Genomic DNA, 15,129 nt, shown 5'->3' on the forward strand with positions numbered 1-15,129 from the left:
GAGTTGTTTTAATCCCCTTCTGTTCTCGTTCATGCCGGAGGAAATGTCGGTAAGGATTTTTGCCACTTGGTATCCTCTGGAGGAGCAGTAGTTTTTAAGATATTCAACTTGCCGTTCTAAGTCCTCCCTCTGGTCTCTGCTCGAAACCCTGGCATAAATGGCGACTTTATCGAGAGTTTTGCCTTCAAGTGGTCTTTTGATTTCACTTTCAGGGATGCGGTATTCTTTGCCGATTCTGTGGGCTTTGAGTTTACCTGCCTTAATCCAGCGGAGTCATTTTGGAGACTCCAAGCCTTCTCGCCGCTTCACCAGCCCGATAAAGCCTCACTCAACACCCACCTGAACAGAACAAGTTCCAAAAATATTTAAAAGTTTCACTTGCTCTTAATTAAGAAACTGCCCGCTTCTGGAATGGGATGGCTACGAGAACATCGTCAGCGACCCCAAAAGGAGCCTGCCGATAGAGTTTGAAATTGAGACGGGGGAAGGACGACGCTGTCTGAATTTTGAATACGAGGAAAATTAGGTGACGACGTCGAAATAGACATATATAGGAGAAAATAGAGAGCTAAACTCAATCTTCATCTTGCGATTTGTAAGAAAGGTGGCAAATCATTTGTGCGCTTAAACGACCATGAGATACCCATCAAGGTCTCCCGAAGCATATTTATTACGAGAGCAGCGAGCTAAGTCTTATGCAGATATAAACCAAATGCAGATGCCTGACTTTATCATTTTCGTGGTTATCGTAATAGATAAAGAAAACGCAAATACTTATCGAGAAGGAGGTTATTTGGAGGCATTTAGAAGCTTAAAATAGGATGATAAGAAGAAGGTCCATGTGATTGCAACGGAGTCTGAAATAGAGGAATGGATTTGCATTTCTTTAGAGTTGGGTTTTGATAAGGCGAGCGTTGATTTGGAGAGAAAGCCGAGCAGGGAGTTAATGGCTAACAAGAGTAAACTTCCCAGCTACATTGAAAATTAAATTTTAGTAAGTTACTAAATGATTCTAACAATTTTAAAAAGTTCTTTAGTTCTTTGAGTTGATTAGAAGTTCTCAGCACACCATTTGTCAATGATGCTCACCACCTCCCTAATATCTCGCACGACGGCATCTGCCTCGCACTCCTCACTGCAGCTCACACGTTTAAGCGGCTTGAGAAACAAGTCGCTCGTGCTCCATATCTCCTCTTCGAGCTGCGGCTGGAAGAGTATGGTCCTCATGCCCACGGCTCGTGCGCCGGCGATGTCCTCCTGTGGGCGGTCGCCGACGAAGACCGCCTCCGCTGCCGAAGCGCCGAGCGCCGCCAACGCTTTCAAGAAGATTCTTGGATCGGGCTTCAGGATACACACCTCCGAGGATATGCAGAACGTATCGAAGTATTCGTAAATGCCGTTCATTTTCAGGTCGTTTATTGTTTTTGAGCATGTGGAATTCGAGACTACGCCTAACTTCAAGCCACGAACTTTTAAGTCCTCTAAAGTCTCTTTAACGCCAGGGAAAAGTCGTGCAGAGGTTTTCGACGTGTAGAAAAATAAAATCTCGTTGATGAGATTTTCCGAGACCGACGCGTTGCAGCAAAGCTCCCTCAGGCATGCACAAAGATACTCTCTGTCATCTTTTATTTTACCCTCTGAGTATTCAAGCCATTTCCTGCCGAAGACTGTGAGGACATCCTCAACCCTGAGTGCGTAGCCCTTGCTCTTGAGCGTGCCGCTCAGCTCGGATGCTCTTCGGTAAATAGCCTTCAATGGCGCAAAGAGCAAAGTCCCGTAAACGTCGAACAGCACAGCCCTCATCAAAGTGAATTGCCCGCACTTTTATTTGTTTGGTGTGGGGGAGTGAGGGGAGTAAGCCCCCTTTTGTTTCGGCGGCATTTGTCTAAGCGCCCAAAGGCTTGCACCCTGCGGGGCTGGTCGTTCCATCCGCCGCCGTGCGACCTCATCCTCCCGGAATCACTGCATTAACACGGGGCGGTGTCGTTTCTATGCCAGAGCCAGGGCTCTCGCCCTGCGTCCTTGCGGACGCCCGCATCGGAGCCTAAGCTCCTGGGTGGGGGGACTTTCCTCAGCGCCCTACGGCACCGGCAGCCGCCCTCCCTCTCTCCCTTCTCTTATTATTCTTCTTAACTCAAAAGCGTTTCGCTTGTTACGGGTCAAGAATCTTGCCCTGAGTCCCTATGCAAACGAAAAGTATTTTTATTTCATGGACAGTCAAAACGGTGGGGAGATTCATGAGCACCAAAGTGGTGGGGGCGCTTATCTGCACGAGCGTCATCATCGCCGCTGCTGCATTCGTCTACGTAATGCTTTTCGGGTCGCCGCAGCAGAGGTTCTGGGCAATCGCAATCCCAGTAGCGGTAGGGCTTTTCGTGCTTTTCAGCCTTGTGTTCTGGATAGGATGGAACATAGCGACGGTTTCCGCGTCCAAGGAGAAATGAGGGGCAAGGTTGACGTGCGTTGGGACGATGAAAGCGTCCTGCCGCAAGAGTTTCCGGTGGACGTAGAGTATTTGTGGCGACGGATGACCGAAGAGACGCTGAACAAGGCGAGGGGCAAACTCGTGCTCGATGTCGGGTGCGGAAGAGCGAAAGACCTGACAGAAGTGGTGAAGGAGTGTAGTGATGTCGTGGGCGTGGGCGTTGAGCCCTCTGAGGTAATGCTGAGGAAGGCGAAAAACCACATCTTCGGCGTTAATGACAGACTACACCTCGTTTACGGCATTGCTGAGAGCCTCCCGTTTAAAGACGCCTCTTTTGACCGTGTCGTGTGTAAGGGGGCGATAGACCATTTTTACGACCCCGAAGCGGCAATCAGCGAGATGGCAAGGGTCGTGAGGTGTGGTGGCAAGGTGATTATCTCGGTTGCAAACTTTGAGAGCCTAAGCTGCAAGCTGGGTAGGTGGGTGCACTCGATAAAAAGCTTTTTCAGGAAAGACGCAAAGGACGGGCAACACTTCTGGGAAATACCTCCAGACCACGTCACGAAATTCGATTATCACGTGTTAAAGCGTATGTGTGCGCCACACCTCGCGATAACTACATGCGTGGGCGTCTGCCTCTTAACTTATAATTCGCTGTGGCGTTCCTTGCTCGAAAGGCTGCCGCAAAGGGCATCTCTGTTTTTATTACGGCTCCTCGACAGGGCTGCAAGGATGCTCCCATCACTCAGCGATGTAATTGTCATCGAGGCTTCTCGGCATAGACCACCACGCTCTTAGGAAAGGCAAAGTTGAACACCTTCTCGAAAGTCGTAATGAACTTCGTGGGCGTGCTCAGCAGTAACTTCCTGTAAAGCCTTGGGAGCGTGGCGTCGACGTTCATACCACAGACGCAGATGAGCAACCAATAAATAGAGTGCAATGCGTGCTCGAAGCGAATTTCGTATATGCGTAAGCCGCTCCGCTTTATCATCCGCAGCAGCCTCTGTATCCTGTAAATTCTTATGTGCCCACCAGGTGTCCTTGCATACTTCGGCGAGATGTTCCAGAACACCTTTTCGGTGAAATACGTGGGGACACTCACCGCAATCTTACCTCCGGGCTTCAGCACTCGCACAAGCTCCTGCATGACCCGCTCGTCGTCCTCAACATGCTCAAGAACCTCGGTGCATATTATCTTGTGGAACGCCCCCTCCTTGAAAGGGAGGGTGGAAACATCAGCCATTAGAACGTGAGCTTCGCCTTGCAGCTCCCCCTGCGCACGCAGCAGCGCCAGCACGTATCTCGTCTTTAATAAATCCTCTTTGGAAATATCCAAAGCGCATATGCGGCATTTTCGCTCCTTGCACGATGTCCACGTGTGCCGCCCGTCGCCGCAGCCTGCATCCAGCACCACATCCCCGCTCTCTATGCCCAGAACGTCAAATCTCGCCGTCAGCACCATTTAAAACCTCCTCGTAAAAATTTAGGGTCTCCCTCGCCGCACGCTCCCAAGAGAAGAGCTTTTCTATTCGACGACGAGCTGCCCGCCCCATTTGCCTCCTCAGATGGTCATCTTCGAGTAACACCCTTATGGCGGACGCAAGCGCATCCACATCTCCCGGACGCACTAATATGCCCGTCTCGTCATTCTCCACAATTTCAGGAATGGCGCCAGCGGTCGTAGCCACGACTGGCGTCTCGCATGCCATAGCCTCCGCCACCGGGAAGCCGAACCCCTCGTATAGAGAGGGAGCCGTGAAAATCTCGGCGCTTGAGTATAGTTTGACAAGCCTTCTGACCGTAACCCGCCCTGTAAACCGCACCCTGTCCTCAAGACAGTATTTCCTGACGAGCTCCGGCGCATACACGGTCTTCGGAGGTTTCTCGTCCACAATCGTGAGCTTCAAATCCAAGTCTTTCAGCATGCGCATCGCTTTTAGCAGGTAGAAAATCCCCTTCTTCCTGTCTTCCGTTCTGCCCACGAAGAGTATACTGTTCTCCTCCCGCTCGCACCCGTCGTTCTGGAACGTTTCTAAGTCAACGCCGTTGTATATTACCCGTATTTCCTCAGAAGGCACGCCAAAAAACCTCGTTATCTCCTTAGCGGCGCTCTTGGAAACTGTCATTATGCCGTCGAGGCGGCGTGCGACGACCTTTTGCATTTCGAATGGCGAGTAATACATGGTATAGCGAAACGCCTCTGAGACGCTTGTGGTTTGCTGGAATGCGGCAATCTTATCGAGGATTAACGGGTGGTGTATGGTGGCGACCACGGGCATCCTCAACCGCATTAGTAAGAGCCCGAAGCCCAAGCACTGATTGTCATGTATTATGTCGAAACGTCCCAGCTCTCTGAGCTTGCGGAAGGCTCGTATGCTGAAAGTAAGCATCTCCGGGAATACATGGACCCTAGTCGCGGCATATTCGAAGAAGTTAAGCGGGTAAAAAATCTCAAGGAGGTTTGGTGGCAGGAAATCTCTCTTTTTGCCGAAAAAATTATGGTTAACGACCCTGTGGAGCTGCACGCCGTCAGGGACTTCCGGATACGGCGGACCGGCTATTAAGTGCACTTCGCATCCCAGCCTCGCCAGCTCCTTCGCAAGATAATAGGCGTATATACCTTGTCCTCCGGTATACATGTTGCCCCGATAGCTCAGCAAGCAGACTTTCAACCCCCTCCCCCGCAATAAGCCATGCAGCAATGAGATTTAAAAAATAGCGTTTTTGTCCCCTTCTAAGTATGACACATGTTTAATATTCGTCTTGAGCATGCCTCCTCCTCGTATACAGGGACTCCAAAGCATCAATGACCTTTAAATTCTGCTCGTGAGTCCCGACGCTTATGCGGATGAGCGAGGTGCCGGCGCCCCTGAAGGAAGAGCAATCTCGGACGACGATGCCACGCTCCACAAGGAACTCAAAAGCTTGTTTCGAAGTAAAAGGCGACACGTCCACGAGCACGAAGTTTGCATGCGACGGGAACGTCTTGAATGGTATGTTTTCGAGGAGGAAAGCTCTCTCTGCTTTGACGAGGCTGACCGTCCTTTTAAGATGTTCCTCATCCCTGAGGGCCGCGAGCGCTGCTGCGATACCGAGCGCGTTGACCGAGAACGGAATTGCCACCTTTTTATACTCACGAGCGAGGTTTTCGTTCATGACAGCGTAGCCAACTCTCAGCCCCGCAAGCCCGAACGCCTTCGAAAATGTCCTCGTTATTATTAAATTCTCATACTCACGAACGAGCGGCACGAACGAGCGCTCAGCGAACTCCACGTATGCTTCGTCCACGACGACTGCCGCCGACGGTAATGCTTCGAGAATCGCCCGCAGCTCAGCTTCCGCAACGACGTCGCCTGTCGGGTTGTTTGGCGAGCTGAGAAATACGAGCTTTGTTTTTTGCACCGTCACCTCGATGACGTCTGTGGCTGCGACTTCAAAGTTCCGCTGCTCGTCCCTTTGTAAGAACCTCGGAATGCCACCCATCAGCCGCACAAGCGTCTCGTAAAGCGAGAACGTCGGTATCGGGATAACCACTTCATCGCCGTTCTCCACAAAAAGCTTCACGAGTGTGTCCAAGACGCCATCCACGCCCGCGCCAAGCACTATACCCTCCGGTGGGACCCCCAAACGCCCCGCAAGCTCTTGAATTAGCTCCGCCTCGCAGCCACAGCCGTCCAGACTTGAAAGCGTTTCTGGATACCGACTTATCAGTCGTGCGCACCGAATTACGGCTTCGACTGCCTTCTGGCTTGGACCCAGCGGATTCTCGTTAGAGCTGAGTTTTATGGCGCCCTCTATCCACCTGCCGGGCTTATACTCTTTTATCCCTTCGACGACGTCTCTCACTTTTATCGCTCTCACATGCGTCCCCATCGAGGAATTTGAAAATATTTATTAAGTAAGGAGGGCAAAGGGGAACTAAAAAGGTGGGGAAGATGGCAGAGATGTGTGGGGTATGCAAAGAGAATGAAGCTACGAAGAAGTGCGAGGAGTGCGGTATTCCGCTCTGCGACTCTTGTGCGAGAGAAATAGAGATAGAAGAGACGCACCCGTCGCACAGGATCAAAGGGGTTACGACGCCGGGAATAATAGGGGAGGCTGTGAAGAAGAAAGTGGTATGCGAGAAGTGCATGGCGGAAGTGGACATATTCTGACTCTGCTTCTCAGGTGAAATTATGAGCGGAAAAAAGGTTAAAATAGGAGAGGTAGAGGTTAATCTGGCTGACGCCGTCCGGGACCCAAGAGGCGTGGAGGACATCGCTGAGGACATCCTCCAGGAGATGGGCGAGCGGCGGCTGCGGCAGTGGAACCCGAAGTTGAACATCTTCGCTCACGCCTCCGACATTGCGGAGTGGGACGAGGTCCTACTCGACAAATACTACACGATTTTCACGAGCGCGAAGAAGAGCTGCGAGGGTTGCCCCCAAGGTCCCTGCGACCTCTCTGCGAAAAACGGGCTTTGCGGCGTGGGCTTGGAGGCTCATAAGGCGAGAGAGGGGCTTCAAGATGCCTGCAAGGCGCTTGCAAGGCAGCTGACGCATGCAAGGGACCTGCTGGACTACGTAATCAAGATCCACGGGAAAGAGAAGGAAATCAATCTCGGACCCTACGAGGAGTTCCCTATGACGAACGTCGCAATGCTCTGCGGCTTCTACCCGAAGAATCTTGCGGATGTAGAGCGTGCGTTGTCGTATGCGGAGGCGCAGCTCGCAGAGCTTCTTTATGCAGCGAACGACGGGAAGGAGTCGGCAAAAGACCTCGTGGAGAAGACGATGCATGCGGGCTCACTAACGTTCCTCGCGATGGAGGTTGCCGAGACGCTGCGAACTTGCATATTCGACTTTTACAACGCCGGCAAGGTGCCGCCGACGGAATACGCCGACTGGCCAAAAGTGCAGACGCCGGTGGGGCTTGGCGTCGTGGACGTTTCAAAGCCGGTAATCTGCTTTATGGGCAACGATTTCTTGCCAGCGTGGCATGCCGTCCGATTAATAAAAGAGCGCGGGCTAGAGGACGAAATTGAGGTCTGCGGTATTGGCGCCGCCGGGCATGACATTCCTCGTTTCTACGAAAAGGCGAAGGTCGTGACGTCCGCGGCGAAGGCGAGGCTCGCAATTCGTGCCGGGATTCCCGACGTCGTCGTCGTCAGCGAACTCTGCCTGCCGTTCGACGTTGTGGAAGAAGCGAGAAGAATTGGGGCGAAGGTTATCGCCTGCGGCTACAAGGCTGACTTCGAGGGCGTGGAGGACAAGACCGAGCTGCCGTTGGAGGAGCTTGTGAAGTATTTGGAGGAGAACGATGCCGTTCAGATTACGATGCCTGAGAAGGCAGGCGAGCTTGCCGTCGAGATTGTGAAGAGGGCGAAGGAGGGGAAGACGGCGGCGCTGCTTTCTGAGGACGAGATAAAGGAGAAAGCGACGGCGTGCAAGGCGTGTGATTCTTGCTTCAACGCCTGCCCGAACAGGCTGATGCTCAGCAGGGCGATGAAAGCAGCGAGAGAGGGCAACATTAAGAAGCTCTCTGAAATATACGATGAGTGCGTTTTCTGTGCAAAGTGCGAGCACGTCTGCCCGAATGGGCTGCCGATTCTCGACATGATAATCGGGGCGTCCGCCGAGAAAATAAAGAACGATAAGTATATGATGCGTCCGGGGCGGGGACTCATCTCGCATATCGAGTGGCGGGACCTCACGTTCGGCTTCGTCCTCGGCGGCAATGGTCCCGGCATGGTTTTCCTCATAGGTTGCGGCAAGTATCCCGGCGCTGAAAAGGACATTGCGGAGATGGTCAGGTATTTGGTGGACAGGAACTGCTTGGTTGCGGTGGCGGGCTGTGTGGCTGCCGACGCCGCAAAATACTTCGACGAAGAAGAACGAAAATACATATTCGAGAAGTATCTTGCAGCGGGCGTGCTGCGGGGCTTCGTGAATCTCGGTGGCTGCACCGCAATCTCGCACATACCGCCGGCAACGTATAAAGGCACGATGATAGGCAGCGGCTACACCCCAAAGGCTAACTGGTCGCAGATCGTTGATTATCAATACACGAGACTCCCACTCGTCGTCCTGATATGGGGCGCTGCCACCGAAGAAATGTTCTCGGTAGCGATGGGCTTCGCACGCTCCGGCGTCTCTGTCGTCATTGGTCCCGAGGGCTTTAAGTTCAAAACGTGGCTCCTTGGCGATAAGCACGACCGCAGCAAATGGCAGATGTTCGATGGCATTACCGGCAAGATACGGGAAGTGGAGCCATGCCCGGTCCACATGATAGTGCCTGTGGAAACAAAAGAGGAGGCGCTGACGATGATAATTAAGTTGTTCCACCGCCCGCTGGCACTCAGAGACCCGAGACTCGCAAGCCTCGAAGCTTACAACGAGGCGCACAAGAACTTCTTCGGCGAGTATTCTGACGACTGGCATCTCTACGTGCGTTCGGAGCACGAGATACACGTGATGCGGCGGCTGGAGATGCTACGCCTCCTTGAGAAGGAGCACGGTTGGGAAGTAGAGGGCGTCCGTGTTAAGAAGGCAAGGCTTCGGGACGGACGGCTTGTGGACATGGGCGAATACGTCGAGAACTACGGCATACAACTCGGCAGATATTCGACGGTCGTGCCGAGACTTGTAATAAAAGAGATGGTCGGCGGGGCAGTAGCGGCGCCTTCTAAGGAGATTGCGAAGATGCACGGCACGCCGAAGGAGTAGGGGGGATGCAAAATGGCTGCTAAAGAACCTTTGGAAATCGCGAATTTTCTCAAGGAGAAAAAGAGGAAGGTTCTGGTGATGAGTGGGCAGCTTTGTGAGAAGCTGGAGCTTGATGGCAAGCCACTCCTTGATTATGCTGTAGAGCTTGCGAACAAGCTGGATGCGGCGGTCGCCGCCACCGGGAACACCGTGAACGCCGTTCGTGGCAAGGTGAAGGCAACGAAGAAGATGTGGGCTGCCGAAATTCCCATATACCTCAAATACAATTGGAAGGAGCCGTTTGAGCGTCCGGAGGTCCTTGTTCTTATAGGTTACACGCCAGATACCGCTCGTGCGCTCGTGACGACGATGTCGGGGGTCGTAGAAACCGTCGTGCTTGACAGCGTCGAAGTTCCAGAGGCTACTGCCTCCCTGAACACCATGACAATTGATAAATGGAAGGAGAGCTTAGAGGAGATAATAAAGAATTTGGGGTGAAGGAGATGGCGAAGAAGGAAGAGGACGAGATGGCGAAGGAGCGGCAGCGTGTCTGGGATTCGCTGCCGAAGGGTAGGGTCTACCAGGCGCCTACCGAGCTCGACAGGCTTTTTGAGGGCGTGAAGTATGACATTGGACCGAAGTGGTATGGCGAGCGTATTAGGAAGGGCGAGTATGCGCTCGAGGTCGGCGGCCCAAAGTTCAACTACACGAGCACGTGGTTCATAGAAATCGTGCACGACCCAGATAGGATTCAGGACGGGCGCATCGAGCTGATAGGACCGGACATCCCTGAGATACCAGATGGGACGTCCTTACCATTCATGTTTTGGATTCGGTATTACGGGGAGAATCTTGAGGACGACTTCCTTGACATCTTGACCCGCTGGACATACATGGCGGTGGAAGGCGGCGAGGGCTGGATGCTGCTGAACACCCGAGATACCATCTGGCTGCGGCTAAGGAAGACTGCAAAGCACAAACACGACTTCTTCCACCTCGGGCAGGCGATGATTGCAAACACGAAAATCATGTTCCCGTATGTGGAGAAAGGCGATGCCAAGATAATCGTCGGTAACGAGTATCGGGACCTAATTAAGGAAATCACGCAAAACGTCTGCATCCCGTATTGGGAGCGCATCGATGCACGAGCCAGAGAGTTCTCGGACGAGGACGTGGATACGTTTTACGGCTGCGCCGTTTGTCAGACGTTTGCTCCGAACCACGTCTGTGTCGTCGCCCCTGACCGCCCACCGTATTGCGGCATCATCACTTGGATCGGCGCAAAGGTTATGTATGAGCTCGACCCCTACGGCTACACCTTCATCATGCCAAAGGGCGAGTGCCTAGACCCCATTGGCGGTGAATACACTGGCGTGAACGAGGTCGTCTACCAGAAATCAAACCGAAGCTACAAGCGTGTCGTCATGTATTCTTCGCTGCTCTATCCGCAGACGAACTGCGGCTGCTTCGAAGCGGGCATCTTCTATATCCCAGAAGTCGATGGGCTCGGCATGGTGGACCGCAGATACACGGGCATGACGCCCATTGGCGTTACGTTCTCGAAGCTCGCCGGCTTTATGAGCGGCGGCATGCAGAACCACGGCTATTGTGGCATGTCCTTCCGCACCCCCCGGTCAAGAAAGTTCATGGTCGGTGATGGCGGCTGGTATCGAATTGTCTGGATGCCTAAGGAATACAAGCAGATGCTTGCCGAATTCATTCCGGAGGAGATTTACGACAAGATTGCGACCGAGGACGACGCCATCGACCCAAAGGACTTGAAAGAATTCCTGAAGAAGGTCGAGCACCCGGTGACAAAGCTCTGGAGGAACGGCGAGGAGGCTGAGCCCCTGAAGATTCCGCCGCCGAACGGCGAGTGGGATCCAGAAGAGGAGAAACGGGCGAAGGAGAAGGCAAGGATCCTCCTGGAAATGCAAGGCAAACTTCCAAAGTCTGAATAATTTTTACTTTTTACTGTTATGTTCAGCGTCGAAAGCGTCAAGGAGTTCGTGGAGAAGTTTTTGGAGTATGTGGGCTACGAGCTGAAGGCGCCGGAGACCGTGGGTTTCACGCAGCCCGATGTGCGGGCGACAAGGAACGACGAGGAAAAGCGGAAGAGCTACGAGTTAGTAGGGGTCGTGAGGCCAGGCTTGGAAAGCGGCAAAGCCGCAATTCTGGAGGGCTTCAGGGATTTAAGCGCCATGAAGGTATTTCTCGGCGGCGGCACGCCCGAGCACGCAATCGACTACGCCATGATTCTTCCGCCGACGAGCGAACGGCTCATGATTGCGTTCCTAATAGATGAGGAGGAGTGGTATTTCCCAATAAAGGAGCAAGGCTTCATGATCTGGCTCGTGAACCCCGAACGTGAAACGGTGAACTGCATAATCGGTTGGCCGAGCGACGAGAGATTCAAATACTACTTCGAACATGCCGACGTCTCAGCCTTCGACGCCCTCATCTCACGGATGGCGACCGCGAAGATGCTCGAAGAGGAAGAATTTTAAGCTCGATTTTGCAGGGTTTCAAGCTCGATTTGCGAAAAAACACTCTTTTTAAGCAGAAGTTTGACAAAGTGAAAAGGGGTGAAAGCATGAAGAAAGAGTTAAGAGACGTTGCGGTCCTTGGCGTCGGGCACACGAAGTTCGGGAGGAGCCCTGACAAGTCGTTGATGGACCTCTTCGGCGAGGCGGCACTTGAGGCTTTAAAAGCGTCGAACATCGAAAAAGAAAAGGTAGAGGCGGTGTTTGTAGGGCAGCACGTTGGTGAGCTAACTGACGGCACTTCGAACTTTGCACCGTTCGCCGCTGCCGAAATCGGGTTGGCGGGCGTCCCTGCAACGAGAATGGAAGGCGCCTGCGCGTCCTCATCCGTTGCCTTTAGAGAGGCTTACTTGCTGGTAGCCGCTGGTGTTTACGACGTCGTGCTCGTAGGTGGTGTCGAGCGTTTGCTGTCCGCAGGAACGGCGATCGGCACGAGGGCGCTCGCAACCTCCGCCGACGGCGTTTATGAGTTCAACGCCGGGCTCACATTCCCCGGAATCTTTGCGATGGCTGCCATCCTTTATTCCAAGAAATACGACATCCCGCTGGACGAGCTGCGGGAGAAGATGGCGCACGTCTCCATGAAGAACCATGGATATGCGGCGTTGAATCCGAAGGCGCAGTTCTACAAGAAACTCGGCGATTTAAAGGTCGAAGACGTGCTGAGCTCAAGGATGATAGCGTATCCGCTGACGCTGCTCGACTGCTGTCCGATGACAGATGGGGCGGCGGCGTGCATTCTCGCGGAGGCGAGCATCGCCGAAAAGTGCGTCGAAAAGCCGATTTACGTGCTCGGCGCCGGGCAGAGCTCTGCAGGCGGCATCTACAGGCAGAAAGACATAACGGTGCCGATGTCGAGGGTGCGTTCCTGCAAGATGGCGTTCGAGCAGGCAGGACTCACGCCCGACGACGTGGACGTCGTGGAGCTTCACGACTGCTTCACGATTGCTGAAATCATCGCTTCGGAGGCGATGGGCTTCTTCGAGTTCGGCGAGGGCGCAGATGCAGTCGCTGAGGGCAAGACGAAAATCGGTGGCAAACCCGCAGTCAACCCCTCTGGCGGACTCATCGGCAAGGGGCATCCGGTCGGCGCCACCGGCGTCTCGCAAATCTATGCCATCGTGAAGCAGTTACGCAACGAGATGGAGCCCCGAGAACTGCAAGTGCATGATGCCAAAATCGGCATGACAGACACTCTCGGCGGCGACTTCGGAACGATTTGCAACATCATCCTGAGCACAGAGCGGTGGGGTGAAGCTTAGCTACGGAGGTGTTATAAATGGGAAAGCTCACGTTTAAGGCGTATTTCGATGCTTTGCGCGAGGGCAAGCTGCTTGGGCTGAGGTGCAAGGCATGTGGTGAAGTCACGTGCCCACCGATGAGCGTGTGCCAAGAGTGCGGCGCTGACGAGCTTGAGGTCGTGGAGATGAAGAACAGCGGCGTGATAAAGACGTTCACTGTGATTCACGTAGCGCCTGCAGGGCTTGAGGACGAAGCCCCTTATGTCGTCTGCGAGGTTGAAACCGATGACGGCCCGTGGCTCGTTGGCAGGCTGGACCTAAAGCCGGAAGAGGTGTCCTTGGAGCTTGTAGGCAGGAAAGTTACGATTACAGGGCAGGAACTACCGCCAGAACGCCACTATCCCGATAAGGAGCGCCGAGTCGTCCCGCTGTTCAAACTTGCTTGACCTGCGCTCTTGAGTCCAATTTTCTTTGTTTTTCTTCAATTAACCAACTGAGCCTTGGACCTGATTCGTTAGATTTCTTTCTGCACATGCCCCCAATGCCATCTGACGGAACCGCAAAGCTAATGAGGGGCGAGGCGTAAGGGAACTCTGATGCTCACAGCAGCAGTCATCCAGATGCGGGTGGGAAGGCATTTTGAGAAGAATTTGGAAGAGGCATCGCTTTTGGTTTCAGAAGCCGCATCCGAGGGCGCAGAACTAATATGCCTGCCTGAATACTTCTTCGCAGAATCCTTCAAGGGCAAGACGCCGGCAGAAGTCCACAAAAATACGTATGAACACACTGTAAGTTTTCTGCGGGGGCTTTCCGCAAGGTACAACGTAATGCTCGCTGGAACCGTTTTGGAGAAGGTAGAGACAGCGACAGAACCCCGATACTTCAACACTTGCCTAGTTTACGACAGCGGCAAACTACTCTTAAAGCAGAGGAAAGTGCACCTCACCGAGGGCGAGGAGCGTTGGGGGCTCTCATGCGGCGACTCCTTCTGCGTTACGTCGTGCCGAGGCTTCAAAATTGGCGTCCTCGTGTGCGCCGACGTCCTTTATCCCGAAGCCGGGCGGCTGCTCGGATTGCTCGGCGCCGACGTCGTCCTAAACCCTGTAATCTCACGCTTCTACGAGCATGACCCTACCAAAGACGCTCGCCAGTGCATCTTCGTCGCAAGAGCCTACGACAACAGCTTCTTCATTCTAAAAACAGGTGGCGTCGGCATCTCGCCCTTTGGGAACAAGATAGTCGGGCGGAGCTTGGCGGCGGCGCCGTGGGGGGTGCTTGCGATGCCGAGGGATGAGAACAAACCGGAAGTTCTCGTCGTGCAGCTTGATTTTGGTTTGTTGAGACGGCTGCGTAGCGAGAATTACTCGCTCACAAGACGTAACAGAAAAGCTTACGAGCCGCTACTCAGTTAGCCTTGCGTAGCTTTAGGGTAAGAGCCCAAAACCTTGAGCGTTTCCGCCTTTTCGTTTATGCAGAGCAATGCCTCTTTTACCTTCTTGTCCCTTACGTGCCCCTCGCAGTCGATATGGAACATGTAATCGCCGAGAGCTCGCTTCGACGGTCTCGATTCTATCTTCGTCAAATTTATCTTCCGTTTTGCGAACTCGCCCAAGACCTCGTAAAGGGCGCCTGGTCTGTCTTTTAGGTACAGTATGATGGAGGTCTTGTCGTTGCCTGTCGGCTTGCTGTCTTCAGCGCCCTCTCTTGCTATTACGATGAACCTCGTGACGCTGTTCCTGTCCTGCACGTCCCGGGCGAGCACCCTCAAGTCGTATTTCGACGCAGAGTCCTCAGAGGCGAGTGCAGCGACTTCTTTGAACTCCTCAGCGAGCTTGGCGGCGTGCGCCGTGCTCCCTGTCTCCCGCACCTCAACCTTGCCCTTCAACTTTCGTAGGAACCCTCGACACTGCGCCAAGGCATGTGGGTGCGACATTATTATTTTAACGTCGGAAAGCTCGCCCCTCGCAAGTAGGCATATCCTTATCGGAACCAATACCTCGGCAACGATCTTCACCGGCTCCTTCGACAGAAGGTCGAGAGTCTCACCGACCGAGCCCTCCAAAGAATTCTCGATAGGGACTACGCCGTAGTCGGCTTCGCCCCTCAGGACACCGTCGAAAATATCTGAAATCGTGTCGTAGTAATTCAATTGAAAATCTACACCGCTCGAAAGCCAGAGCTTTGCGGCGTTCTCAGAGAACGTGCCCTCGGGTCCTAAGACGCCGACCAAAATCATG

16 protein-coding genes, 1 other RNA gene and 1 pseudogene are annotated in these 15,129 nt (G+C 53.5%); 11 read left to right on the plus strand and 7 right to left on the minus strand.

From position 1 onward, the window contains the following. Positions 1 to 328, minus strand: a pseudogene (locus ACXJJA_RS06780) (recombinase family protein); the annotation flags it as partial. Between the two features lie 513 nt (positions 329 to 841). Here ACXJJA_RS06780 and ACXJJA_RS06785 point away from each other — a divergent pair. Continuing rightward, entirely contained in the window at positions 842 to 988 is a 147-nt protein-coding gene (locus ACXJJA_RS06785) for a hypothetical protein (RefSeq protein ID WP_456487457.1), read from the plus strand. 62 nt (positions 989 to 1,050) lie between these two features. Here ACXJJA_RS06785 and ACXJJA_RS06790 read toward each other — a convergent pair whose 3' ends face one another. Next, positions 1,051 to 1,803: an HAD family hydrolase gene (locus tag ACXJJA_RS06790; RefSeq protein WP_456487458.1), complete on the minus strand. Its 753-nt coding sequence runs from the start codon at positions 1,801 to 1,803 to the stop codon at positions 1,051 to 1,053. A 40-nt stretch (positions 1,804 to 1,843) separates the two neighbouring features. Beyond that, an RNA gene (gene rnpB / locus ACXJJA_RS06795) (RNase P RNA component) lies at positions 1,844 to 2,110 on the minus strand. A gap of 127 nt (positions 2,111 to 2,237) precedes the next feature. Between rnpB and ACXJJA_RS06800 the strand changes: the two genes are divergently transcribed. Together ACXJJA_RS06800 and ACXJJA_RS06805 are read left to right on the plus strand one after the other, a co-directional pair. Next, on the plus strand, positions 2,238 to 2,444 hold the full coding sequence (locus tag ACXJJA_RS06800) for a hypothetical protein (RefSeq protein ID WP_456487459.1): 207 nt from the start codon (positions 2,238 to 2,240) through the stop codon (positions 2,442 to 2,444). Then, positions 2,441 to 3,223, plus strand: a complete 783-nt coding sequence (locus ACXJJA_RS06805; protein ID WP_456487460.1) for a class I SAM-dependent methyltransferase — start codon at positions 2,441 to 2,443, stop codon at positions 3,221 to 3,223. The genes ACXJJA_RS06800 and ACXJJA_RS06805 overlap by 4 nt, the downstream gene beginning before the upstream one ends. Here ACXJJA_RS06805 and ACXJJA_RS06810 read toward each other — a convergent pair. The 3 genes from ACXJJA_RS06810 to hisC all read right to left on the minus strand — a co-directional run bounded on the left by ACXJJA_RS06810 (position 3,186) and on the right by hisC (position 6,286). Then, on the minus strand, positions 3,186 to 3,887 hold the full coding sequence (locus ACXJJA_RS06810; RefSeq protein ID WP_456487461.1) for a class I SAM-dependent methyltransferase: 702 nt from the start codon (positions 3,885 to 3,887) through the stop codon (positions 3,186 to 3,188). The two genes, ACXJJA_RS06805 and ACXJJA_RS06810, sit on opposite strands and share 38 nt — an antisense overlap. Next, a complete protein-coding gene (locus ACXJJA_RS06815; RefSeq protein WP_456487462.1) occupies positions 3,865 to 5,097 on the minus strand; it encodes a glycosyltransferase family 4 protein in 1,233 nt (410 codons plus the stop codon). The genes ACXJJA_RS06810 and ACXJJA_RS06815 overlap by 23 nt, the downstream gene beginning before the upstream one ends. A gap of 79 nt (positions 5,098 to 5,176) precedes the next feature. Beyond that, positions 5,177 to 6,286, minus strand: a complete 1,110-nt coding sequence (hisC, locus tag ACXJJA_RS06820; protein WP_456487463.1) for a histidinol-phosphate transaminase — start codon at positions 6,284 to 6,286, stop codon at positions 5,177 to 5,179. Between the two features lie 74 nt (positions 6,287 to 6,360). Between hisC and ACXJJA_RS06825 the strand changes: the two genes are divergently transcribed. From ACXJJA_RS06825 to ACXJJA_RS06860, 8 genes are all read left to right on the plus strand, one after another. After that, positions 6,361 to 6,579, plus strand: a complete 219-nt coding sequence (locus tag ACXJJA_RS06825; protein ID WP_456487464.1) for a spermatogenesis-associated protein 2 — start codon at positions 6,361 to 6,363, stop codon at positions 6,577 to 6,579. A gap of 21 nt (positions 6,580 to 6,600) precedes the next feature. Beyond that, on the plus strand, positions 6,601 to 9,129 hold the full coding sequence (locus ACXJJA_RS06830) for a 4Fe-4S dicluster domain-containing protein (RefSeq protein WP_456487465.1): 2,529 nt from the start codon (positions 6,601 to 6,603) through the stop codon (positions 9,127 to 9,129). A 12-nt stretch (positions 9,130 to 9,141) separates the two neighbouring features. Then, positions 9,142 to 9,606, plus strand: coding sequence for a hypothetical protein (locus tag ACXJJA_RS06835; RefSeq protein ID WP_456487466.1), 465 nt, complete (start codon positions 9,142 to 9,144; stop codon positions 9,604 to 9,606). 5 nt (positions 9,607 to 9,611) lie between these two features. Further along, complete coding sequence (gene cdhC / locus ACXJJA_RS06840) at positions 9,612 to 11,069, plus strand: CO dehydrogenase/CO-methylating acetyl-CoA synthase complex subunit beta (RefSeq protein WP_456487467.1); 1,458 nt, start codon at positions 9,612 to 9,614, stop codon at positions 11,067 to 11,069. A gap of 18 nt (positions 11,070 to 11,087) precedes the next feature. Then, positions 11,088 to 11,615 carry a hypothetical protein gene (locus ACXJJA_RS06845; protein WP_456487468.1) on the plus strand — a complete coding sequence of 176 codons (528 nt, stop codon included), beginning with the start codon at positions 11,088 to 11,090 and terminating at the stop codon, positions 11,613 to 11,615. An 86-nt stretch (positions 11,616 to 11,701) separates the two neighbouring features. Beyond that, complete coding sequence (locus ACXJJA_RS06850; protein ID WP_456487469.1) at positions 11,702 to 12,913, plus strand: thiolase C-terminal domain-containing protein; 1,212 nt, start codon at positions 11,702 to 11,704, stop codon at positions 12,911 to 12,913. Between the two features lie 17 nt (positions 12,914 to 12,930). Further along, on the plus strand, positions 12,931 to 13,338 hold the full coding sequence (locus tag ACXJJA_RS06855; protein ID WP_456487470.1) for a Zn-ribbon domain-containing OB-fold protein: 408 nt from the start codon (positions 12,931 to 12,933) through the stop codon (positions 13,336 to 13,338). Positions 13,339 to 13,488: 150 nt separating this feature from the next. Continuing rightward, entirely contained in the window at positions 13,489 to 14,304 is an 816-nt protein-coding gene (locus ACXJJA_RS06860) for a carbon-nitrogen hydrolase family protein (RefSeq protein WP_456487471.1), read from the plus strand. On the opposite strand, the gene pheA is transcribed toward ACXJJA_RS06860, so the two are convergent. Further along, complete coding sequence (gene pheA / locus ACXJJA_RS06865; protein ID WP_456487472.1) at positions 14,301 to 15,128, minus strand: prephenate dehydratase; 828 nt, start codon at positions 15,126 to 15,128, stop codon at positions 14,301 to 14,303. The genes ACXJJA_RS06860 and pheA overlap by 4 nt on opposite strands. Position 15,129 lies beyond the last annotated feature (1 nt).

The organism is Candidatus Alkanophaga liquidiphilum (assembly GCF_053996935.1).